20 protein-coding genes are annotated in these 21,954 nt (G+C 43.9%); 14 read left to right on the top strand and 6 right to left on the bottom strand.

Annotation, left to right across the window (positions count from 1 at the left end; genetic code table 11):
• The first annotated feature begins 164 nt into the window (after positions 1-164).
• The 3 genes from KHS38_RS19675 to KHS38_RS19665 all read left to right on the top strand — a co-directional run bounded on the left by KHS38_RS19675 (position 165) and on the right by KHS38_RS19665 (position 2,431).
• Positions 165-575, top strand: coding sequence for a VOC family protein (locus tag KHS38_RS19675; RefSeq protein WP_213490274.1), 411 nt, complete (start codon positions 165-167; stop codon positions 573-575).
• A gap of 96 nt (positions 576-671) precedes the next feature.
• Positions 672-1,820, top strand: coding sequence for an N-acetyl-alpha-D-glucosaminyl L-malate synthase BshA (bshA, locus tag KHS38_RS19670; RefSeq protein WP_213490272.1), 1,149 nt, complete (start codon positions 672-674; stop codon positions 1,818-1,820).
• 131 nt (positions 1,821-1,951) lie between these two features.
• The gene (locus KHS38_RS19665; protein WP_249665487.1) at positions 1,952-2,431 is read left to right on the top strand and encodes a hypothetical protein; all 480 of its coding nucleotides are present in this window, start codon (positions 1,952-1,954) and stop codon (positions 2,429-2,431) included.
• Positions 2,432-2,499: 68 nt separating this feature from the next.
• Here the strand turns inward: KHS38_RS19665 and KHS38_RS19660 are convergent, their stop codons facing one another.
• Both KHS38_RS19660 and KHS38_RS19655 read right to left on the bottom strand, forming a co-directional pair.
• Positions 2,500-3,636: a lactonase family protein gene (locus KHS38_RS19660; protein ID WP_213490271.1), complete on the bottom strand. Its 1,137-nt coding sequence runs from the start codon at positions 3,634-3,636 to the stop codon at positions 2,500-2,502.
• A gap of 96 nt (positions 3,637-3,732) precedes the next feature.
• Positions 3,733-5,076 (bottom strand): pseudouridine synthase, encoded by a 1,344-nt coding sequence (locus KHS38_RS19655; protein ID WP_213490269.1) that lies wholly within the window; start codon positions 5,074-5,076, stop codon positions 3,733-3,735.
• Between the two features lie 229 nt (positions 5,077-5,305).
• Here KHS38_RS19655 and KHS38_RS19650 point away from each other — a divergent pair, with 229 nt between their 5' ends.
• The 6 genes from KHS38_RS19650 to KHS38_RS19625 all read left to right on the top strand — a co-directional run bounded on the left by KHS38_RS19650 (position 5,306) and on the right by KHS38_RS19625 (position 10,924).
• Positions 5,306-6,082 (top strand): lytic transglycosylase domain-containing protein, encoded by a 777-nt coding sequence (locus tag KHS38_RS19650; protein ID WP_213490268.1) that lies wholly within the window; start codon positions 5,306-5,308, stop codon positions 6,080-6,082.
• A gap of 153 nt (positions 6,083-6,235) precedes the next feature.
• Complete coding sequence (gene uvrA / locus KHS38_RS19645; RefSeq protein WP_213490267.1) at positions 6,236-9,097, top strand: excinuclease ABC subunit UvrA; 2,862 nt, start codon at positions 6,236-6,238, stop codon at positions 9,095-9,097.
• Between the two features lie 112 nt (positions 9,098-9,209).
• Positions 9,210-9,485 carry a hypothetical protein gene (locus KHS38_RS19640; RefSeq protein WP_213490265.1) on the top strand — a complete coding sequence of 92 codons (276 nt, stop codon included), beginning with the start codon at positions 9,210-9,212 and terminating at the stop codon, positions 9,483-9,485.
• Positions 9,466-9,834 carry a hypothetical protein gene (locus tag KHS38_RS19635; RefSeq protein WP_213490264.1) on the top strand — a complete coding sequence of 123 codons (369 nt, stop codon included), beginning with the start codon at positions 9,466-9,468 and terminating at the stop codon, positions 9,832-9,834. The genes KHS38_RS19640 and KHS38_RS19635 overlap by 20 nt, the downstream gene beginning before the upstream one ends.
• Positions 9,835-9,836: 2 nt before the next feature.
• On the top strand, positions 9,837-10,280 hold the full coding sequence (locus KHS38_RS19630) for a hypothetical protein (protein WP_213490263.1): 444 nt from the start codon (positions 9,837-9,839) through the stop codon (positions 10,278-10,280).
• A gap of 101 nt (positions 10,281-10,381) precedes the next feature.
• Positions 10,382-10,924, top strand: coding sequence for an energy transducer TonB (locus KHS38_RS19625; protein ID WP_213490262.1), 543 nt, complete (start codon positions 10,382-10,384; stop codon positions 10,922-10,924).
• Between the two features lie 66 nt (positions 10,925-10,990).
• Here KHS38_RS19625 and KHS38_RS19620 read toward each other — a convergent pair whose 3' ends face one another.
• On the bottom strand, positions 10,991-12,379 hold the full coding sequence (locus tag KHS38_RS19620) for an MBL fold metallo-hydrolase RNA specificity domain-containing protein (protein WP_213490261.1): 1,389 nt from the start codon (positions 12,377-12,379) through the stop codon (positions 10,991-10,993).
• A 165-nt stretch (positions 12,380-12,544) separates the two neighbouring features.
• Between KHS38_RS19620 and KHS38_RS19615 the strand changes: the two genes are divergently transcribed.
• The 3 genes from KHS38_RS19615 to KHS38_RS19605 all read left to right on the top strand — a co-directional run bounded on the left by KHS38_RS19615 (position 12,545) and on the right by KHS38_RS19605 (position 17,182).
• Entirely contained in the window at positions 12,545-12,916 is a 372-nt protein-coding gene (locus tag KHS38_RS19615; protein ID WP_213490260.1) for a BlaI/MecI/CopY family transcriptional regulator, read from the top strand.
• 11 nt (positions 12,917-12,927) lie between these two features.
• Positions 12,928-14,325: a M56 family metallopeptidase gene (locus tag KHS38_RS19610; RefSeq protein WP_213490259.1), complete on the top strand. Its 1,398-nt coding sequence runs from the start codon at positions 12,928-12,930 to the stop codon at positions 14,323-14,325.
• A 721-nt stretch (positions 14,326-15,046) separates the two neighbouring features.
• Positions 15,047-17,182, top strand: coding sequence for an LruC domain-containing protein (locus KHS38_RS19605; RefSeq protein ID WP_213490258.1), 2,136 nt, complete (start codon positions 15,047-15,049; stop codon positions 17,180-17,182).
• A 78-nt stretch (positions 17,183-17,260) separates the two neighbouring features.
• Here the strand turns inward: KHS38_RS19605 and KHS38_RS19600 are convergent, their stop codons facing one another.
• The 3 genes from KHS38_RS19600 to KHS38_RS19590 form a co-directional block, all read right to left on the bottom strand.
• Positions 17,261-18,070, bottom strand: a complete 810-nt coding sequence (locus KHS38_RS19600; protein ID WP_213490257.1) for a DUF3108 domain-containing protein — start codon at positions 18,068-18,070, stop codon at positions 17,261-17,263.
• Positions 18,071-18,358: 288 nt separating this feature from the next.
• Positions 18,359-19,798 carry a pyruvate kinase gene (pyk, locus tag KHS38_RS19595; RefSeq protein ID WP_213490256.1) on the bottom strand — a complete coding sequence of 480 codons (1,440 nt, stop codon included), beginning with the start codon at positions 19,796-19,798 and terminating at the stop codon, positions 18,359-18,361.
• 69 nt (positions 19,799-19,867) lie between these two features.
• Positions 19,868-20,290 carry an IPExxxVDY family protein gene (locus tag KHS38_RS19590; protein ID WP_213490254.1) on the bottom strand — a complete coding sequence of 141 codons (423 nt, stop codon included), beginning with the start codon at positions 20,288-20,290 and terminating at the stop codon, positions 19,868-19,870.
• Positions 20,291-20,439: 149 nt separating this feature from the next.
• Here KHS38_RS19590 and KHS38_RS19585 point away from each other — a divergent pair, with 149 nt between their 5' ends.
• Positions 20,440-20,676, top strand: coding sequence for an acyl carrier protein (locus KHS38_RS19585; RefSeq protein ID WP_008508386.1), 237 nt, complete (start codon positions 20,440-20,442; stop codon positions 20,674-20,676).
• A 20-nt stretch (positions 20,677-20,696) separates the two neighbouring features.
• Positions 20,697-21,950: a beta-ketoacyl-ACP synthase II gene (gene fabF, locus KHS38_RS19580; protein WP_213490253.1), complete on the top strand. Its 1,254-nt coding sequence runs from the start codon at positions 20,697-20,699 to the stop codon at positions 21,948-21,950.
• The last annotated feature ends 4 nt before the right edge of the window (positions 21,951-21,954 follow it).

Raw genomic sequence — 21,954 nt, 5'->3', positions numbered from 1 at the left:
GGGAACGAGGAGAGTAACAAGAGCGAGATTCATAGAGAAACGTGCGGGGAATTGTTGTCTGATCGAATTTGATAGTCTTAATCTTGGCGCTTGATCCTTAGTTCTTGGCTCTCAAAATTGGTTCTTTTCCCCAAAATATCTATCTTCATCACTAAAACTTCATTATGTCTCAATTAAATATACCCGAGGGTTACCAGCAGGTAATGCCTTATTTGATTGTCAAAAATGCTGACGCATTCAGCCGGTTTATGCAGGCGGTTTTTGGTGCAGCCGAAAAGATGAAGGTGATGCGCGATGAGGAGAAGATAATGCATGCCGAATTACAGTTAGGTGAAAGTACAATTATGTTCAGTGATGCCACTGCCGAGTTTCCGCAGCAAAACGCCGCGCTGTTTGTGTACGTGGCCGATTGTGATACGGTGTATGACAGGGCGTTGGGCCATGGTGCAAGCCCCTTAATGGCACCCGACGAACGGGAATATGGCCGCAGCGCAGGTATACGTGATGCATTTGGCAATACCTGGTGGATAACCGGTTCTGCTTCTTCAGCTAATGAACAGGCCGAAGAGGAATAATGAGTTAAAGTATGGCTTTTGTATCAAAACTGTTGCGCTGTCAAAGTTTACACGCGCTTAACACATTTGCCATAAATTGCTGTTAAACTTGCACGTATGAAAATCGGAATTGTATGTTATCCAACCTTCGGGGGGAGCGGTGTGGTAGCTACTGAATTGGGCAAAGCACTGGCCGACCGCGGGCACCAGGTACACTTTATCACCTATAATCAACCCGTGCGTCTGGATTTCTTTTCCGAGAACCTGTTTTACCACGAAGTTAGCGTTAGCAAATACCCTTTATTTGAGTTTCCGCCGTATGAGTTGGCCCTGGCCAGCCGAATGGTAGATGTGGTTCGGTTTGAAAAGCTGGATATTTTGCACGTGCATTACGCCATACCACACGCATCGGCCGCTTATATGGCCAAGCAAATTCTGGCTACCTATGGCATTCATATTCCTTTCATTACTACGTTGCATGGTACAGATATTACCCTGGTGGGTAACGATCGTACTTACAAGCCCGTAGTTACCTTCTCTATTAACCAGAGTGATGGTGTTACGTCGGTGTCCGAACATTTAAAGCAGGATACTTACCGCTTTTTTGAAGAAGTGAACCGCGATATACGCGTGATTACCAACTTTATTGATTTAAAACGTTTCAGCCATCAGCCTAAAGGCCACTTCAAAAAGGCCATAGCGCCCGAGGGCGAAAAAATACTGGTGCACACTTCTAACTTCAGGCGGGTAAAACGCACATCAGATGTGGTGCGCATTTTTGCCAAGGTGCAGGAGCAGATTCCATCCAAATTGCTCATGGTAGGCGACGGGCAAGACCGCCCTGAATGCGAGCAACTGGCGCGCGATTTAGGCGTTAGCCAAAACATTCGTTTTTTGGGTAAGCAGGATGCGGTAGAAGAGATTATGTCGGTATCTGATTTATTCCTGATGCCTTCACAGTCAGAAAGCTTTGGTTTGGCTGCGCTGGAGGCAATGGCCTGCCGTGTGCCGGTTATCAGCAGTAATGCCGGTGGCTTGCCTGAACTGAATGTAGACGGTGTAACCGGCTACCTGTGTGATGTAGGCGATGTGGACGGCATGGCTCAACGCGCCGTTTATATGCTGGAGGACGAAGACCGCCTGAATACTTTCAAGGAAGAGGCCCTTAAACACGCCCGCACTTTTGACCTTTCGAACATATTGCCTCAGTACGAAAATTTCTATCAGGAAGTGATTGCTAACAGCAAGCCCGTTAAAACGGCATAGTAAACTTTAGAGTTAAAGCGCACAAAAATTGTTGATCCTGAACGGTTGCTTTGTGCAACTGCCACACCGTTTAAAACAACATGGGCAGGATTTGTGTATAATTAGCACATATACTTAAAGTTTTATTATTTATGAAAAGGATATTTCAATCTACCCTGCTTATAGCAGTTATAGCCCTGGTGGTTTCAGCATGTTCATCAACCAAAAATACGGCAGGCTATGCCAATGCATCACGTGGTAAATTTACCGGCACCTGGACAGTAACCAACATTTCGTATGATGGTATACTGCAAAGCGCCGTAAGTAATGTGTTCGATCAGGCTGCACCTTCAGCTTTTGTGGGCAGTACCTGGAAACTAACAAACAGCGGCAATGGTATTTATACCCTTACCAATGGTGCATCACAAACCATCTTCTGGTCACTTTTCAATGACCCGACCGGCCAGATGTTTCAGTTTAAAAAGATTTTTGAAGGCGATAAAGCCAAAAACGTACAAACTGGCTACCGCATGCTGGTTAGCAGCAACGATGGCAGTACCATGATGTTAAAAACGCCGGTAAGCTTAGGTAGCGGAACTGGTTATGTAGTATATACATTCGCTAAACAATAACAAGCGTTTAAATCATAAAAAAGGCCGGCATGAGTTCATGCCGGCCTTTTTTATATTGTTCCTGTAGCTTAATCAATAGTAGTAAACTTGAGGCATACAGGGCTATCAACAGTAATGCGATTATTGGTAAGCTTAAGTTTACCGGTAGTTTTATCAACCTTAAATACGATTACACTGTTACCGTGCTGATTAGCCACCAACATGTAGCTGCCGGTCGGGTCAATTACAAAATTACGTGGCGTACTGCCCAGTGTCGATTGGCGCTCAACCAAAGTTAACTGGCCGCTTTCCTGGTCTATGGCAAATACCACAATCTCGTTGGCATCACCGCGGTTGGTTGCGTATAAAAAGCGACCATCAGGCGATACGTGCAGATCTGCTGCACCGGTTTGGCCAGTGTAGCCATCAGGCACAATGCTTACGCTTTGAAATGGCTTTGGTTTGCCGCCATTGTAGTGATAGGCATATATCTTACCGGTCATCTCTGTAATTAAATAAAGATGCTTGCGGTCAGCGCTAAAATCCCAGTGGCGCGGACCATCGCCGCCTTCAACGCTTACGCTGGCCGGCGTTGCTGGTGTAAGCACAGGCGTTTGTGATGCTTTATAACGTTGTATGTTCAGTTTATCGGTGCCTAAATCGGTGTATAGCAAAAACTTTTCATCAGGCGTAAGTGAAGCCATGTGAACATGTGGCTTTTCCTGGCGCTCTTTGTTAGGCCCCAGCGGCTGATTGCGGTCGGATAATGTTTGTGATGCCGGTTTCAGTGAACCATCTGCATTCAACAAGAAAACACTAACGCTACCACCGCCATAATCTGCCGTAAAAACGTTTTTTTGTGCTTTATCAATACTGATAAAGCAAGGTGCCGCGCCTGTAGATTGTTTATTCAGGAAAGTAAGCTTGCCGGTTTTAGCCTCGAACGAGAAAGCACTTGCGCCGCCTTTGCGCTCGTCGCTGGCTTCATTGACCGAGTAAACAAACTTGCGGTCGGGCGATACGCACAGGTAAGAAGGGTTGTCCACGCCATCTGCTTCGTTTAAATAAGCCAGGCGGCCGCTTTCGGTGTAAAACCGGTACACATATATGCCTTTGCTTTCGCCGCTGGTATAAGTGCCAATCAGGAGGTCGAGCGATTTGGGTGGTTTAGGCTGTGCTTTTGCCAAAAAGGGAAGCATAGCCATCAGTATCAATGTTTTTTTCATGAATTTAACACTTTAAACAATGCAAGGTAACAAAAAAGCCCTTTTAAAATAAAAGGGCTTTTGTAACAGTCTTGATGCCTGTATGGTGTAATTTTATTAGTTGATCAGGTGTTTTAACTGGATGATTTCTTTTTCATCCAAATAACGCCATCTGCCTCGCGGCAAATCTTTTTTGGTCAGGTTGGCATAAACCGTGCGGTCCAGTTTTACCACCTCGTAGCCTAAGTGTTCAAATATGCGGCGTACAATGCGGTTTTTGCCGCTGTGTATTTGTATGCCTACCTCGCGCTTGGTGCCACCTTGTACATAGGTAACCATATCCGGCTTAATAAAGCCATCTTCCAGCTCCAGGCCGAAAGCTATTTTGTTTAAATCGCCCTGGGTTAAGCTTTTGCTTAGCTCAACCTGGTATAATTTGGTGATATTGTTACGAGGGTGTGAAAGCTTATCAGCCAAATCGCCATCGTTGGTCATTAACAATAGGCCGGTCGTATTACGGTCTAAGCGGCCAACGGGATAAATACGCTCGCGGGTAGCTTTATCAACCAAATGCATCACCGTGCGGCGCTCCTGCGGATCGTCGGTAGTGGTAATATAGTCCTTTGGCTTGTTCAGCAGTACGTATACCATTTTTTCGCGCTTCAGGGTTTCACCGTTGTAGCGAATCACATCTTTAGACGGATCAACCTTAAAGCCCAGTTCTGATACCACTTCGCCGTTAACGCTTACCACACCCGCAGCAATCAGCTCGTCGGCCTTCCGGCGTGAACAGATACCTGCGTTTGAAATATAACGGTTAAGACGTATTAAGTGGCTGTCTTCCTTCTTTCCTTCAGTGGCTTTTTTGCGTCCGCGCATTACACGGGCGGGTTTCTCGCCGGCAAAGTCGTCCTCTGCCGGGCGGCTATAGCCACTGCGTGTTTTAGGCTGATCGCCTCTTTCGCGGAAAGGTTTATTTTTGAAGCCTTCGCTTCTTTCGCCACGGCTTCTGTTGCCGCCGGCTGGTCTGTCAAATTTCTTTTCGCCCTGGAAACCGCCTTCACCACCTCTTTTTGCAAAAGGCTTGCGGTCGGCTGATGCGCCGTTACCAAAGCTGCGCTGCCCTTTACCTTCGCCGCCTGATGCATCTCTGCGCGATGAAGAAAAAGGTCTTTTACCTTCTGATGCGTTGCCGCCGAAACTTCTTTTCGGACGATCATCGCCACCAAAACCACCTGATGAGGTTTTGCGTGATGCTGAAAAAGGTTTTTTGTCAGCATCGGCATCGCCGCCTGTAAACCTTTTACGTGGTGCGCCGGTATCTGATTTTTTAAATCCTGAAGATGCGTTGCGTGTGCGTGAAGATGAGTTACTGCGTGGGTTATCGCCACTTCCGGCACGCCTGCCGGATGATTTGTTGGACTTGTCGTCGCGACTGTTCCCTGGTTTTTTAAATACCATAAATGTTTTTTAAAGCCTTAAAAGCAAGACAGCAAAAGTACGCAAAAAGTTGATATTTATTAAAAAATTTTCCACAGCAGAAAGTGTGTTTAATACACTGTGAGGCGTTGTTTTAAAAACTTTTCAACAAGGTTGTAAACACTAAGCCGGTGTAACTATTTGGTATTCTGATATGTTTGTATACCTTTGCAACACATCTAAACCTATTTGTTTAACTTAATTTAACAGAATGATTAAAAAACACTTAATTACGTGTTCCGTAATCTTTGTGCTGTTTATCATTTCTAAGCTTTTTATTTACAGTGTTCCTGATAAAAAGCCTTTGAAAAACAGTGGTGCGATTTTAAATTTTTATGCCGCAACCAAACCCGCTTCAGCTAAGCTGAACTTTGCCGAAGAAGAGCTTCCTCTTCATAATAAGAAAGTGAACAGAAAGATCCGTTACTCGATCTGGAAACACACTGTCAGAAATACCCAATCGCCCGAATTGCAAGAACAGGCCGAGAAATGGTTTCCTGTTATTGTGCCTATCCTGAAAATGTATGGTATTCCCGAAGATTTCAAGTACATACCGCTGCTTGAGTCGGGTTTTAGCAACAAAAGGAAATCGCCGCGCGGTGCTGCCGGTATGTGGCAGTTTATGCCGCAAACTGCACGTGCCTATGGCCTGAAAGTTTCGCGCCGGCGCGATGAGCGTTATAACGTACGCAAATCAACCATTGCCGCCTGCAAGTACATTCTTGAGCTTCATGACAAATTTAACAGCTGGACACTGGCTGCTGCCGCATATAATGCCGGCTCGCCCCGTATTATGCATGCCATGAACCGCAAAAATAAGGGCAATTACTTTTATATGCGCCTTAACCGCGAAACCAGCTCTTATGTGTACAAGCTGGTTGCCATGAAGCAGGTGATTAATAAAGCCGAAGAAGCTAAGCCGGCCTATGCGCATTACGATGCGCTGTGGGCCATGCTGAAGCCAACCGAAAATTTGACTTTGAATTAATAAATAACCCGCTATTACGGAGCACACCCGGTCGGCCAACGCTATGTTGCCCGGCCTTTTTTCCGTATATTTGCAGCTCTGTTTGAGAGAATTACGGCGGCGTTAAAACTTAGCTGCCTAATGCAAGTTTAATACTTGTTTCCTAACTAAAATATGAGCACAAAACCTATTGATCTGGGCGAGCAAAGCGATGTGGAAGTGTACGGAGCCCGGGTACATAATCTGAAAAATATAGACGTTTCTTTTCCGCGCAACCAGCTGGTGGTAATTACCGGTTTAAGTGGCAGCGGTAAATCATCACTGGCGTTTGATACCATTTATGCCGAGGGGCAGCGCCGTTATATGGAAACCTTTTCGGCTTACTCCCGCCAGTTTATGGGCGGTATGGAGCGGCCGGATGTGGATAAGGTATCGGGCCTGAGCCCGGTTATAGCCATTGAGCAGAAAACCACCAGCAAAAATCCACGCTCAACGGTAGGTACCATTACTGAGATTTACGATTTTATGCGTTTGCTGTATGCCCGTGCAGGCGAGGCTTACTCTTACGTATCGGGCCAAAAGATGGAACGCATGAGCGAAGACCAGATTTTGCGTGCCATTATGGAAAAGTTTGACGGGCAGCCGGTAAATATTCTGGCTCCGGTGGTAAAAGGACGTAAAGGGCACTACCGCGAATTATTTGAGCAGATACGCAAGCAAGGCTACCTGAAAGTTTATGTGGACGGCGCTATTATGGACGTAGAGCCCAAAATGCAGGTAGACCGCTATAAGATTCACGATATTGATATTGTGGTTGATCGCCTGATGATCAGTGAAAAAGATAGCAAACGTTTGTATACTTCTGTGCAATCGGCGTTAAAAACGGCCAAAGGCATTATTCGTATTGCTGATAAAGATAACAATGTATCTTACTTCAGTAAGTACCTGATGGATCCTATATCCGGTATATCCTACGATGAGCCGCAGCCTAATACTTTCTCCTTCAATTCGCCTTATGGCGCTTGTGATAAGTGCGATGGCTTGGGATATATCTTTGTGGTGGATGAAAGCTCGGTAATACCCAATCCAAAGCTAAGCATCATTAACGGCGGTTTGGCCCCGATAGGTGAGTACCGTGAAACATGGATATTCCATGTGCTGAAAGCGCTGGCTAAAAAGTATGAGTTCTCACTATCTGTACCGATTGAAAAAATTCCGCGCGAAAAGCTGGATATTATCCTGAATGGTTCGCATGAATTACTTACGGTATCGGTTGAGCACAATAAATGGAACGTACAAAGCTACCAGGTAACTTTTGATGGCCTGATCCGCATGCTGGAAGAGCAGCAGGAACGCAAAGGCGACGAAATAGCTGACGACCTGGAAGCTTACCGCGTGCTGAAAACCTGCCCGGTTTGCGAAGGTGCCCGGTTAAAGAAAGAATCACTGCATTTTAAGGTAGACGAGAAAAATATATTTGAACTGGCCAGCATGGATATCCGTACCCTGCAAGACTGGTTCAACGGCTTGGAAGAGCGCCTGAACGAACGCCAGAACGTTATTGCCCGCGAGATATTGAAAGAGATTCGCGCCCGCATTGGCTTTTTGCTGGATGTAGGTTTGAGCTATCTTACGCTTGACCGTACGGCCCGTACCTTATCGGGCGGCGAAGCACAGCGCATCCGCTTGGCTACGCAGATTGGTTCGCAGCTGATGAACGTGATGTACATCCTCGATGAACCCAGCATTGGCCTGCACCAGCGTGATAACGACCGGTTGATTAATGCCCTGAAAAACCTGCGCGATTTGGGTAACACCGTATTGGTGGTGGAGCACGATAAAGACATGATTCTGGAAGCCGACCATGTGATTGACATGGGTCCTGCGGCCGGTGTGCATGGCGGTACGGTAGTAGCCGAGGGCACGCCCAAAGAACTGATGGCGGCACATACCTTAACTACATCCTATCTGAACGGCGAGCGCGAGATTGCCATCCCCAAAAAACGGCGTGAAGGTAACGGCAAGGTACTTACCTTGAAAAAAGCTACCGGCCATAACCTGAAAAAAGTTACCGTGCAGTTTCCATTGGGTAAGCTCATTGGCATTACCGGTGTATCAGGAAGTGGTAAATCCAGTTTAATTACGGAGACCTTGTACCCGATACTGAACCATCACTTTTTCAGGGCTAAAAAGCACCCGCTGCCTTATGATAAGATTGAGGGGCTGGAGCATATAGATAAAGTAATTGAAATTGACCAAACGCCTATTGGTCGTACGCCACGCTCAAACCCGGCTACGTATACCGGGGTGTTCTCGGATATACGCGCGCTGTACGTGCAATTGCCTGAGTCGAAGATACGGGGTTATAAACCGGGCCGTTTCTCGTTCAACGTAAAAGGTGGCCGCTGCGAAACCTGCCAGGGTGCCGGTCAGAAAGTAATCGAAATGAACTTTCTACCCGATGTACAAGTGCCTTGCGAGGAATGTGGCGGCAAGCGTTACAACCGTGAAACTTTGGAAGTGCGTTACCGTGGCAAGTCCATTAGTGATGTGCTGGATATGAGTATTGAGGATGCTACGGCATTTTTTGAGCATATTCCATCCATTCATCGTAAGGTAAGAACCCTGAATGATGTGGGTTTGGGCTATATCACCTTAGGCCAATCATCGTTAACCCTGTCGGGGGGCGAGGCGCAGCGGGTAAAACTGGCTACCGAGCTGTCTAAAAAAGATACCGGCAACACATTTTACATTTTGGATGAGCCAACTACCGGGTTGCACTTTGAGGATATCAATGTGCTGTTAGGCGTATTGCAGCAACTGGTTGATAAAGGCAATACCGTGTTAGTGATTGAACACAACCTGGACGTGATCAAAGTGGTTGACCACGTGATTGACCTGGGCCCTGAAGGCGGATCGGGCGGTGGTCAGATCCTGTACAAAGGCACACCCGAAGGCTTGTGCAAGGTAAAGGAAAGCTTTACCGGGCAGTTCCTGGCCAAAGAGATGGGTATAAGCGTACCTGTAAGCGTGTAAATTCAGGAATAAAATAGGATAATATAGGAAAGAGGCGTAAGTAATTACGCCTCTTTTTGTTTGGCCGGTTTTTCAGGTACAAACAGTATGTTTGCGTAAGCCAACCCATCACATGAAACTGAACGACGATCTGAAAACTTTTCTTTCTGTAGCATCTTATATACTGTTTACGTTTATTCTGTCGCGCATAGTTATATGGGGCGTAGATAGCCCGATCATTATCTACGTTTATTTGTCGCTATCGTTCCTGTATTTGGTGTATGTTTCCTATCAAAACGTTGTTTACCGGCTTGGTAAGGCAAAGTACCTGCTGTTCCCTACTTATAATGACCGCTATTATATTCGGTGTTCTTTTATCAATCGGGTGTGTGCTTTTGTTTGTATTTGATACAGGTATCGGCATCTATCTTTTTATCCTGGGCTTTTGTTTAAGTATGCTGATCGTGTTTAATGGTATCTACCACCTACCAAATGCTAAAATAGAAATTAATGGAAATGAAATGCTGATTTCGGGGTATAATACGGCGTTCGATTTAAGGTTGGTAAAGCAAATAGAAATCCAGCAAAATAGGATACTCGTTAAGAATATTAATGATAGTGTAGTTCGGATAGATAATTTGAATCTTGATAAGGACTGGGCAGACCGCGTTAGTAATTATATTATATCATATGCTCCGCAACTAAGCATTGCCACAGCCACCGACAGCAATGTTGCTGTGCTTATATCTAACATTTAAACATGTCAGCATCCATTAAGGTAAAAGATAACAGTCATATTTGGTGGCTTATTATTCCGCTTTGTATGCTTCTTATAGTATTCATAGCTATGTCTAACGTGGTATCAGGTTATCTGACAGCCTTCGTAATTACATTGCTTATTTATACTATATATTTGACCTTATATGTCAGATATCTTATTAAAAATGAACGTACTTATGCTATTGATGCTGATGAAAAAGGAGTCAGAATTCGCAAGTATGGATATTTTAATTGGTTTGATGTAACACAAATTGTAACGGACACCAAAACGGTACGCAATATGAATAGTAGGTATGAAGAGAGATACATCATATTTAAGTTACGTGTACATCCGTACAGTATACGACTGATAGCTACCTCTTATGATGATGATTACCTTGAACTGGCAAATAAACTGCGTATAATGGGTAAGCTGAACGGATAGTTATTAGAATCTCGCCAATAAAATTTTCTTTCTTCAAAACTTGACAACTAATTATTTAGTTATATCTTTACCTAAAGATTTAGTTATAAATACCAATAGTTATGAAAACAAGAAAATTTAACAACAGCTGGGTTGCCAAGGGTGCCGGCTGTATCCTGACATTAACACTAATGCTGAGCTATAATATTAGCAGGGCACAACAAAAAAGCACAGGCAACGAGGTGTTTACATCAGTAGAGCATACGCCCGAGTTTCCTGGAGGTATGGAAGCCTTTTACCAGTACCTAGGCAAAAATATCAGATACCCTGCCCCAGCGCGTGATAAGAATATTACCGGCAGGGTCATCGTTACCTTTATTGTGGAGAAAGACGGCTCGCTGAGCGACGTAAAAGCCGTGCGCTCGCCCGACCAATCGCTGGCGAATGAAGCCAAAAGAGTAATAGCTGCATCACCCAAATGGAAGCCAGGTACGCAAAACAACCATGTGGTGCGGGTACAATATACCGTTCCGGTACAATTCTCTATTATAAAGAATGACGGTAAAGAGCCCAAATCTGAAAAAGGGCAGCCCACCAATAAAGTAGGAAGCACTAAAAATAAAACTACAACAGATGAAGTAGTTGTAGTGAGCTATAAAAATTAACCGGGCTAAAATACAGGCAGGCTATACCAGTGCATTAGCGTTTGGGTATAGCCTGCCTGCTAGTAATTATTCCAGCTCTATCTTTTGGTGCTGGTAGGGGATTTCCACGTTGGCAAAACCATTTTCAGCTAACCGTTCGGCAAACTTTTGCTGGGTATCGTACTCGCCATGTACCAGGAAAACCTTTTTCACCTGAGCCGGGTCCTGACAGGATAAAAAGCGAAGCAAATCTTCATAATCGCCGTGGGCGCTCATGGATTTGATGGCGCATACGCGGGCTTTTACCTCATGGCGCTCGCCAAAAATGAATACTTCATGATCGCCCCGGATGAGGTGCCCGCCTAATGATGAAGGTTCAGAGTAGCCTACCATCAAAATTGTATTCTTGGCATTGTTAATATTGTTGCGGATGTGGTGCCGCACTCGGCCAGCTTCGGCCATGCCCGATGAGGATATAATTACGCATGGCCGCGGGTCATCATTCAGTGCAATAGATTCTTCGGTCGACTGGATAAATTTGAGCCCTTTAAAGGCAAACGGGTCATCATCCACCTCCATAATTTTGTTTACCCGGTTGTTGTATTCCTCAGGATGGTCCTTAATTACCTGTGTAGCTTTTTCTGATAGTGGGCTATCTACATAATAAGCTACATCGGGCAGGCGGCCCTTCAGTTCCAGGCTGTTTAGGGCAAATAATAATTCCTGCGTGCGGCCCACGCTAAAGGCTGGTATAATTACCTTGCCGCCATTGGTAATACAGGTTTCGCGGATGATTTCCTGCAACGCATCCTCAATGGGTTCCAGCTCTTTGTGCAGCGAGTCGCCATAGGTTGATTCCAGCAGAATGTAATCGGCCTGTGGAAATTTTTGCGGATTGCGCAGTATCAAATCACCATACCTGCCCACGTCTCCGCTAAAGGTAATTTGTGTTTGCTTGGCATCCTCAAAAATAGTAAGATGTATAGCGGCGCTGCCTATTACGTGCCCGGCATCAGTAAGCCGGAACTTTATGCGCGGGGTAATTTCATACTCTTCGTTATAATCTACCACCTTAAACAGGTGCATAGCCTCCATCACATCCTCTTCGGTATATAAGGCTTCTTCGGGGTGGCCTTTGCGTTTAGTATACTCGGCATCCTGCTGCTGTATCTTGGCCGAGTCAAGCATCAGTATCTGCGCCAGTTCCATAGTTGGCGCGGTGCAAAATATAGTGCCTTTAAAACCTTCGGCAAGTAGCTTAGGGATCAGTCCGCAATGGTCGATATGGGCGTGCGACAAAATCATATAATCTACCTTGAGCGGGTTAAAGCCCAGGTGGTCGTTATATCCATCCGTTTTTTCGCCCAGTCCCTGGAACATGCCGCAGTCCAGCAAAATGCTGGTACCGTCATTTAGTTGTACAATATGTTTGCTGCCGGTTACATTGCGGGCAGCACCATGAAAAGTAATATGCATGTATATGTTTGTATCTAATTGGTAAAATGAAAAATAACTGTTTCAATTATTAAAATGTTCAGTACATAGAAAAAATTTGTTGACTAAATAATTAGTTGTAAATTTATCATTATACCAATTTAGCTGACAGGTACATATCTTTCAGTAAGTTAAAGTGTTTATACTATGGAAATTAAAGAGCTTACCCGTGCCGAAGAACAAATTATGCAGGTGCTTTGGCAACTTGGTAAAGGCTATGTTAAAGATGTAATAGATTTGCTGCCCGAGCCCAAGCCGGCATACAATACCGTATCTACTATTATCCGTATTTTAGAAAACAAAGGCTTTGTAGGCCATACTGCTTTTGGCAAAAGCCATGAGTATCATCCTGTCATCAGTAAAGAGCAATATCAAAACTTTGCCACCGATAAACTCCTGACCGGCTATTTTGATAATTCGGTAAAAAGGATGTTTTCTTTTTTTGTGCAAAAAGAAAAGATAGATGTAAAAGAGGCCGATGAAATTATGAAACTGATTGAAAAGTTTAAGGACAAATAACCCGATGTGATATGACCTGGTGGCATTACCTTTTGCTCGTAAACCTATACCTGATACTGTTTTTCGGGTTTTATGCTTTGCTGTTGCGGCGCGAAACATTTTTTCAGCTAAACCGCATTTATCTTGTGGGTACGGCAGTGTTATCATTTATACTACCGCTGGTACAGGTGCAGTGGGTAAAGCAGTGGTTTATTACCGAGCAGGTACGGCAAACCATTTATCAGGTTAATCCGCAGATTGTTTTTCTTATCAAGGCCCAGCAGCAAAGTAATATTACTCTGGGGCAAATTATAGCGGGTATATATTTTGCCGGTGCAATAGTGTTTGGCATTAAGTTGCTGTGGCAACTCATTGCCGTAAAAAGGTTGTTGCGGCAAAAGCCGGAAGCCGCTGCCTGGTCGTTCTTTAAAAAAATTAAGGTAGACGAGAACATGCAGCAGCAGGGCGCCATAATGGCGCATGAGCAGGTACACGCCCGGCAATGGCATTCGGCCGATATATTGCTGGTGGAGGCAATAGTGATTATTAACTGGTTTAACCCGGTGGTTTACCTGTGCCGCAAGGCTATAAAGCATATCCATGAATATATTGCCGATAGCAATGCCATCAATGAGGGCTATAGCAAAAGTGAGTATGCCATGCTGTTGCTAAGCCAAACTTTTAATGTACCTACACATAACTTAACTAATACCTTCTTTAATAACAGTATGCTCAAGCAGCGCATATGGATGCTGCAAAAAAGTAAATCTCGGCGGGTAGCTTTAGTTAAGTATGGCTTTTCGGCCCCATTATTTATACTGATGCTGGCTTTATCTTCGGCAACTATCAGTAACAGCAGTGTGGTTAAAGCAATTCAGCACAAAGCGGAGCGCGTATTAGATGCGCCTGCCGGTACTGATATCAAAAGTGCAAATGTCAAGCAGCAACCTAATGAACTGAATAGAAACAGGCAATTAAGCTTTGCGGGTAAGCTATCTGAATCAGAAGCTGAGTTTCCTCGGGAACCAGCTTTGGCCGAAGCAACAGATAACAATATAAAGCAGACGAACGAGGTGTTTACCTCGGTTGAACAGGTGCCCGAGTTTGAAGGGGGAATGGAAAAATTCTATCGATATATAGCACAGCATATACGCTATCCTAAACTGGCCTACGAGAGCAATGTACAGGGTAGGGCTATCATTACCTTCGTGGTAGAAAAAGACGGTAGCCTGTCCAACATCCATTCCCTGCGCGATCCGGGCGCTGGCCTTGGCGATGAAGCCATACGGGTGATGGCGCAGTCGCCACGGTGGATGCCCGGCAGGCAAAACGGCAAAACTGTCAGGGTGCAATATACCGTGCCAATATTATTCACCTTGCAGGATGAGGATAAAACGCCCACAGATACTTTGGCTGCAGCGATGAACTAAAGGATACACGGCAAATTACTATTAATTAAAAGATAGATATGCCACAGCAGCCTTTGGCAAAAAGGGACGATGCGGGGCAGTTCTTATTAAAACAATCTAAACTTTGTAAGCCGGTTAACAACCGGCTTTTTTAATGGTATTGACATTGTTGGTTCTACTCTTTATTTAAGCACCCACAAGTTTATGCCTGGCTTGTGCGCTCTATCCTCAAAATACAACTAATTATTAATCTATTGTTGTATGAAATATTATTTCAATAATTGAAAATATAGCTAACCCTACAGATTTAACTTTCGTAAAAGGTGGAAGGTTTGGATAAAAAGTAAATGTTTTTTCCGGCCTGTAAATGAGCACATAGTTGCTCCGTCATCACGCTAAACTTAATCTGTTTGTTATGAATATAATTCTAAGCTCCGGCAAATCCCACTTTATTATCAATGTATCAGGTCCGGCTATGGGTCTGTCTGGTTTTAACGCTTACTTAACGGCACGAGTAAAATTTGATTCCCTTAAGGCGCGTAATTAACTGTGGGGAAATCAAAACTGTTGTAGAGCACAATACCACACTTTTTCCCAACTCAGGGGAATGACTACCACACTTAAAAACGCTAAATATTAAAAATATGGCCAAATCAGCCCCAATTGAAGGCTTTTCACAATTGGAACAGCGATTGCCTAATGTATAACATAAGTTAATTAGTAAATAAAAAAATAAATAGATATGAATAGAAAATTTACTTATGCCATATTAGCCGGAATTATCTCGCTATCGGCTTGTAAAAAAGACAACGTACGGGTGGATGAAAATCCAGGTACTACAACTCCGGTTAACAAAATTGCTCCGGACGGCTTTACATTCGCAACTTCAAAAAACGTAACACTTAATGTTACTTTAAAAGCCAACAACGATCAGCCGCTGGCAGGTGTTGTGGTAAGTGTGCTGATGCCAAATACCAGCAACATCATTTTTAAAGGTGTTACCAACAAAAGCGGTGTGTTGCAAGGTGTGGTTACCGTACCTGCTGCAACCAGCAAATTAACTATCGATCCGGCTTACATTGGTGTAATGCGTAATGCCAATGCCAGTATATCGGCCAGCAATACCATCAATGTCGTGATTGGTGGTAAAGACGGCTTTAGCGGCGATATCGTTCCTGACGAGTTCAACTCTTCTGAATCAAAAGCCAACAACAAATACATAAGCCAGGGTTGGTTAACAACAGATTATGGCTATCCGGGTTCTTACACTGCTTCTTCAGCGTTTGTAACTACAGCGCCTTATACCAGAAGCATGGGCCGTCCGTTATATCTTGAATCAACAGGTGACGTAATCGAGCCATCTCTACTTTCTTATATCAATGCTTCTTTACCTGAAGGTAGCCCGTTAACCACCACTCACCCTGAATATCTGTCAAACAGTACCGTATCAACTATCAACGTTACTGCAAAATCAGATATTTATGTAACATTCGTATCAGAGGGTGCTGGTTACCAAAGTACTTTAGCGTATTATACTTACAAAACTAACACCCCGCCAACCAATACATCAGGCGGTATTATTGTGAACGCTATTGATAAAATTACGTATGTGTTCCCTAATGCATCAGCTTATGGATCAGGCGGTGGCTTAAAAGCTGGTGATAAAGTGAAGTTAGGCAACTTTGATGCAGGTACTACTATCGCATTCGTATTGATGCAAGATGCTTGGACAGGTACCGGTGTATACAATAGCGCTCAAAAGTTCTATAGCCAGAATTCACTTAACCCGGAAAGCTCAAGCAGCGGTAAAAGACAACATGCGGTTGTATTGTACGATGACGTACACGACCTGTACTTAACTGGCTTTGAGGACTGTAACCGTACAACACCAAGCAGCAACGTAAATGGATATACTACCGACAACGACTTTAACGACTTAGTATTCTATACCACTTCAGCTGTAACCAACGCTATTTCAAATGCTGATGTACCTGCAATTGATAAAGGTGGCGACAGTGATGGCGACGGTGTGCAAGATGTACAGGATGCATTCCCTAATGATCCAACCCGTGCTTACATTAGCTACTATCCATCTCAAAATACTTATGCAAGCATTGCATTTGAGGATAACTGGCCTAAAAAAGGTGACTATGATATGAACGACTTAGTGGTAAACTGCCGCTACACTTTCACCAGCAACGCCAGCAACCAGATCGTGGATATGAAAGGCGAGTTTGTGCCACTGGCATCAGGTGCTTCATTCCACAACGGTTTTGGTGTACAGTTACCAGTTGCTGCATCAGCAGTTAGCGCAGTAAGCGGTCAGAAAGCCATCAGCAACTATATCAAATTTGCAGGTAACGGTGTTGAAGCCGGTCAGTCAAAAGCGGTAATCATTCCGTTCGATAACCACGAAGCGGTTATGAAAAATGCTGATAACTCATACTTTATCAACACCATGACTGATAAGCCAAAAGTAACTACCAGCACTGTAACCGTAAACGTTACCTTCGCATCACCAGTAGCACAATCAAGCTTACAACCATCAACCTTTAATCCATTCCTGATCAGCGACTTGCGCCGCGGTTATGAAATCCACTTACCAGGCTACGCACCAACTGATCTGGTTGACAGCAAACTGTTCGGTACTGATGATGATGCATCTTCATCTACTACCAAATACTACGTGTCAAAAGAAAACTGGCCATGGGCTATCAGCTTTAGCACTGAGTTTAAATACCCTGTTGAGCTGCAAAGCATCAACCAAGCTTATCCTCACTTCCTGGAATGGGCTGGTTCAAATGGTGCTACCTACACCGACTGGTACAGCAACACTGCCGCAGGTTACCGTGTAGACAGCAAAATCTATTCAAAATAAGTTCTATTTACTAATTAAACGCAAGCCCCGACCGGATCTATCCGGCGGGGCTTTTTTTATTTGCATCGTATTTAAAAATTAATGTTTAAATAATGATACTACATCGGGCGTGGTTACCGGCATTTTAATTTTTACACGCATAGCGCCGTTAAAACTGTCTTCTTCTTTCAAAAACTCATGCCCCTTTTTGCTTAGCCAAAAAGCTTGGGTATAGGTGCTGCCATTGGGCGCTTTACCTTCCGTTACCAGTTTCCAGCAATCGGTTTGGGCATTATCCAGAAGGGTAATCTTTTCGCTACCGGTTACTTTATAAGTTACATAACCCGGCTTACCTAAGCCGGCATCATAAAAACTGATGGCAAAAGTTTTACCGGCAGCCAGTGGCAGCATTTCAAACGTCTCAATATCCAGGTTCCAGTTATAATTGGGTTCGGTAAATGCCAGTTCAAAACCTTTGGCTTCGTTATTAGCAACGGTATCTGTTCCTGTTATTTTATCAGATCCCCAGTTATAGGCTTTAGTTTTGCTGCGTACAGTTTCTTTTTGATACACAGGTGCAAAATCGGCAGCACGGTTTACCGCATAATAGGTACGGTAGGCGCTTGTATCGTTAGCATACCAGTGCTGGCTTACCGTAAAAATCTTTTCGCCATTTTGTGTACCGCTTTTTACATCTCTTACCCAGTAAGATAAATTAAGCGTTTTGGGTCTGGCAGGGCTTTGCATATACACCAGGTACTGGCGCAAGCCTGGTTTCAAATACGATGTTTGCAGCTTGTGGCTTTTGAGGTTAACGGTGTCAACATGAGTTTGCGCAAATGCATTTGGTGATAAGGCTGCAGAGCATAAGCCCGTAATCAGCAATCCGGTGTAAGCAAGTTTAAGCATGTGTGTAAAGGTTTATTGTATTGACTATCCCTACCCATGCTTTGTTACAATATTTGACTGAAAGCAGCGAAAAAGATAATTATCAGGTTATTAAACCGTTAATAAGCTGTTAAGTCAAACTCGCACAACAAACAGGTTTATGAAAACAGTGGTAAAACTTTATTGGCACTATCATTTTGGTAGCATGCACAGGCTGCGCACTCAAGTTTGCAAGGCTGCTGTTTACTGAAAAACAAAAAGGCTGCTTAGCAATGCTAAGCAGCCTTTTTATATCTAATACGATATTGATTACTCAACAACAGTAACTTTCAGCATGTTGGTTTTGCCTTGGTTGGCAATTGGCACAGCAGCAGTGTTAATTACTACGTCGCCGGTTTTTACCAGGTTTTCAGCTTTCAAAATGGCATTTACGTCACTGATTGTTTTGTCAGTGCTTTCCAATTCGTTATAATAGAATGCTTTTACACCCCAAACCAGGCTTAATGCATTCAGCAGGTTTTGGTTAGATGTAAAGATATAAGTTGGCGCTTTAGGGCGGTGGCTCGAAATTTCAAAAGCGGTATAGCCAGAGAAAGTCATTGACACGATACCTACGGCATTGGTATGCTCAGCTAAATGTACGGCTGATTCACATACAGCATTGCTCAAGTAGTTAGGGTGAGTGCTTTCAACCTCGCCACCTTGCTTAGATGCATTGAATGGATAGCCACCTTCTTCAACATTACGCACAATTTTAGCCATAGTTTCGATAACGATAACCGGGAACTCACCAACTGAAGTTTCACCGCTCAGCATCACAGCATCGGCACCGTCTAATACAGAGTTAGCTACGTCATTCACCTCTGCACGGGTTGGGCGAGGGGTAGTAATCATGCTTTCCAGCATTTGGGTAGCTACAATTACCGGTTTTGAAGCCGCACGGCATTTACGAGCTATCATTTTTTGCAGCAATGGTACTTCTTCTAAAGGCATTTCCACACCCAGGTCACCACGGGCAACCATCACACCATCGGTTGCGGCAATAATGGCATCGATATTTTCAATAGCCTCCGGTTTTTCAACTTTGGCAATAACGCGTGATGATTTGCCGCTTTGGCTGATAATACGTTTCAGTTCAACAATATCATCACCAGTACGAACAAATGATAAACCAATCCATTCTACGTCGTTTTTCAGCGCAAACTGCAGGTTATCTAAGTCTTCTTCAGTTAAGCTTGGGATAGAAACTTTGGTGTTAGGCAGGTTCACACCTTTGCGTGAAGTTAAGATACCACCGTGAATAACCTCACAAAGTACGTTGTCTTTACGGTTGGTTTCAATCACTTTCAGTTGCAGCTTACCATCATCCAATAAAATGATCTCGTTGGCTTGTACGTCCTGCGGGAAAGTTTCATAAGTGATATAAATCTGGTTCTCATCGCCAATGCACTCATGAGTGGTCATGTTGATGTGCTTGCCATTTACCAGGTGTATACCGCCATCTTTTACCAAACCAATACGAATTTTAGGGCCTTGTAAATCGGCCAGCATGCTTACATTGGTTTTGTATTGTTCGTTGATTTCGCGGATAAGATCGATGGTTTTTTGGTGATCTTCTTGCCGGCCGTGCGAAAAATTCAGGCGGCAAACATTAACACCAGCTCTTATCATTGCCAGCAATACATCTTTTTTTGCAGATGCCGGGCCCATTGTGGCCACTATTTTAGTACGGTTGTAAGATAATTTCATATAATGATTTTTACTGTCCCTGTCAAGCTATTAATATAAGTGTAACGTCAACACTTTGTAAAAGTGCCGCTAAAATAACAGATTTTCACGTGATTTTATTTTTTTTGGGTCAATCTTTACTGCGGCCAAAATTTCCTGAATGCGATTTAAGGAGCTGATGATGCGATTTAAATCGATTTCGTCAATAAAATTCCTGATCATCAGAAAATAATCCACCTCGCGCATTTCCGGGATTAATAATCCGTCAGAGCCTTTGTTGGCAATCAAATAAAAGTCGGTTTCGGTGGTTTCCCAGTGGGTGTGATAAATAGAAAAATGTGCCGGCTCAATGGTGCCCTGATATATATCAACCGCTAAATCGGGGATTTTTTTAAAATCGAAATTGAGGTACTTATTAATAAAGTAACACAACCGGTAATCCCTTAACGGTGCTGTGATGGCAATGAGCGCAAAGTCCAGATCGATTTCAAATTTTAAAATCTTCTTCGTCAAAATCCGTATTTTTGAGCTGCAAAAATACAAACTGAAACCTTAGCAGTGAAATTTTGTTACAACATTGCAGTAGATTTTAGATTTGATATTTAACTAAATTTATTTTTCTTTGCACTGAAATTTTATTTAATCATTAAAGATAAACTATTATGTCTGATATCGCTTCAAGAGTAAAGGCTATTATCGTAGAAAAATTAGGTGTTGACGAAAGTGAAGTAACACCGGAAGCAAGTTTCACCAACGATTTAGGTGCAGACTCTTTAGACACCGTGGAATTAATCATGGAGTTTGAAAAAGAATTTAATGTAGCTATTCCTGACGATCAGGCAGAAACTATCGGCACCGTAGGTCAGGCAATTGCTTACCTTGAAAAAAACGTTAAATAAGAAACTCCCAAGAGAAGTAGATGGAGTTTAAACGAGTTGTTGTAACCGGGCTGGGTGCACTTACTCCAATTGGTAATTCAGTTGCAGATTACTGGAACGGATTGATTAATGGAGTGAGTGGTGCTGCCTTAATAAAAAGTTTTGATACCACGCATTTCAAAACCAAGTTTGCATGCGAGGTTAAAAACTTTGATGCCGATGCTTTTTTAGGTCGGAAAGATGCCCGTAAGCTCGACCCTTTTGTTCAGTATGCTTTATACTCCACCGAAGAGGCAGTAAAAGACGCGCAGCTTGATTTTGAAAAGCTGGACACCAATCGCATAGGCGTTATCTGGGGATCGGGAATTGGCGGTTTAAAAACATTTTTGGATGAAGTGGTAAGCTTTGCCAAAGGTGATGGTACACCGCGCTTTAATCCGTTCTTTATCCCTAAGATGATTGCTGACATTGCGCCTGGTCATATTTCTATTAAATATGGCTTGCGGGGTCCAAACTTTACTACAGTATCAGCCTGTGCATCATCAAATAACTCGCTGATTGATGCGTTCAACTATATCCGTTTGGGTAAAGCTAACATGTTCATCAGCGGAGGGTCTGAAGCTATAATTAACGAAGCCGGCATAGGTGGTTTTAACGCTATGCATGCCTTGTCTACCCGTAATGATGATCCTGCAACCGCATCCCGGCCATTTGACTTGGATCGCGACGGCTTTGTAGCCGGCGAAGGTGCCGGAACCATTATACTGGAAGAACTGGAGCATGCCAAAGCCCGTGGTGCAAAAATTTACGCCGAAATGATGGGTGGTGGCATGAGTGCCGACGCTTATCACATGACGGCTCCGCACCCCGAAGGTTTAGGCGCTGCACTGGTTATGAAAGCGGCGTTAGAGGATGCGAACATGACACCGGCAGATATTGACTATGTAAACGTACATGGTACCAGTACCCCTATAGGCGATCCGCAGGAGGTGAAAGCTATCCAGCAGGCTTATGGTGAAGATGTTTACCGCGTTAATATCAGTTCAACCAAATCCATGACCGGGCACTTATTGGGTGCGGCAGGTGCGGTGGAGGCCATTGCGGCTATCTTGGCTGTGAAGAACGATATCGTTCCACCAACCATTAACCACTTTACCGACGATCCTGCTTTTGATCCGCGTATTAATTTCACTTTTAATACCGCTCAAAAGCGTGAAGTACGTGCTGCACAAAGCAATGGCTTTGGCTTTGGTGGTCACAATGCTTCTGTAATTTTCAAAAAATACCAGGACTAAGCGT

This window comes from Mucilaginibacter sp. Bleaf8, from assembly GCF_018390515.1.
Lineage (GTDB): Bacteria > Bacteroidota > Bacteroidia > Sphingobacteriales > Sphingobacteriaceae > Mucilaginibacter.
Note: the sequence above shows the minus strand (reverse complement) of the source record. Positions and strands in the feature narration are given on the sequence as shown.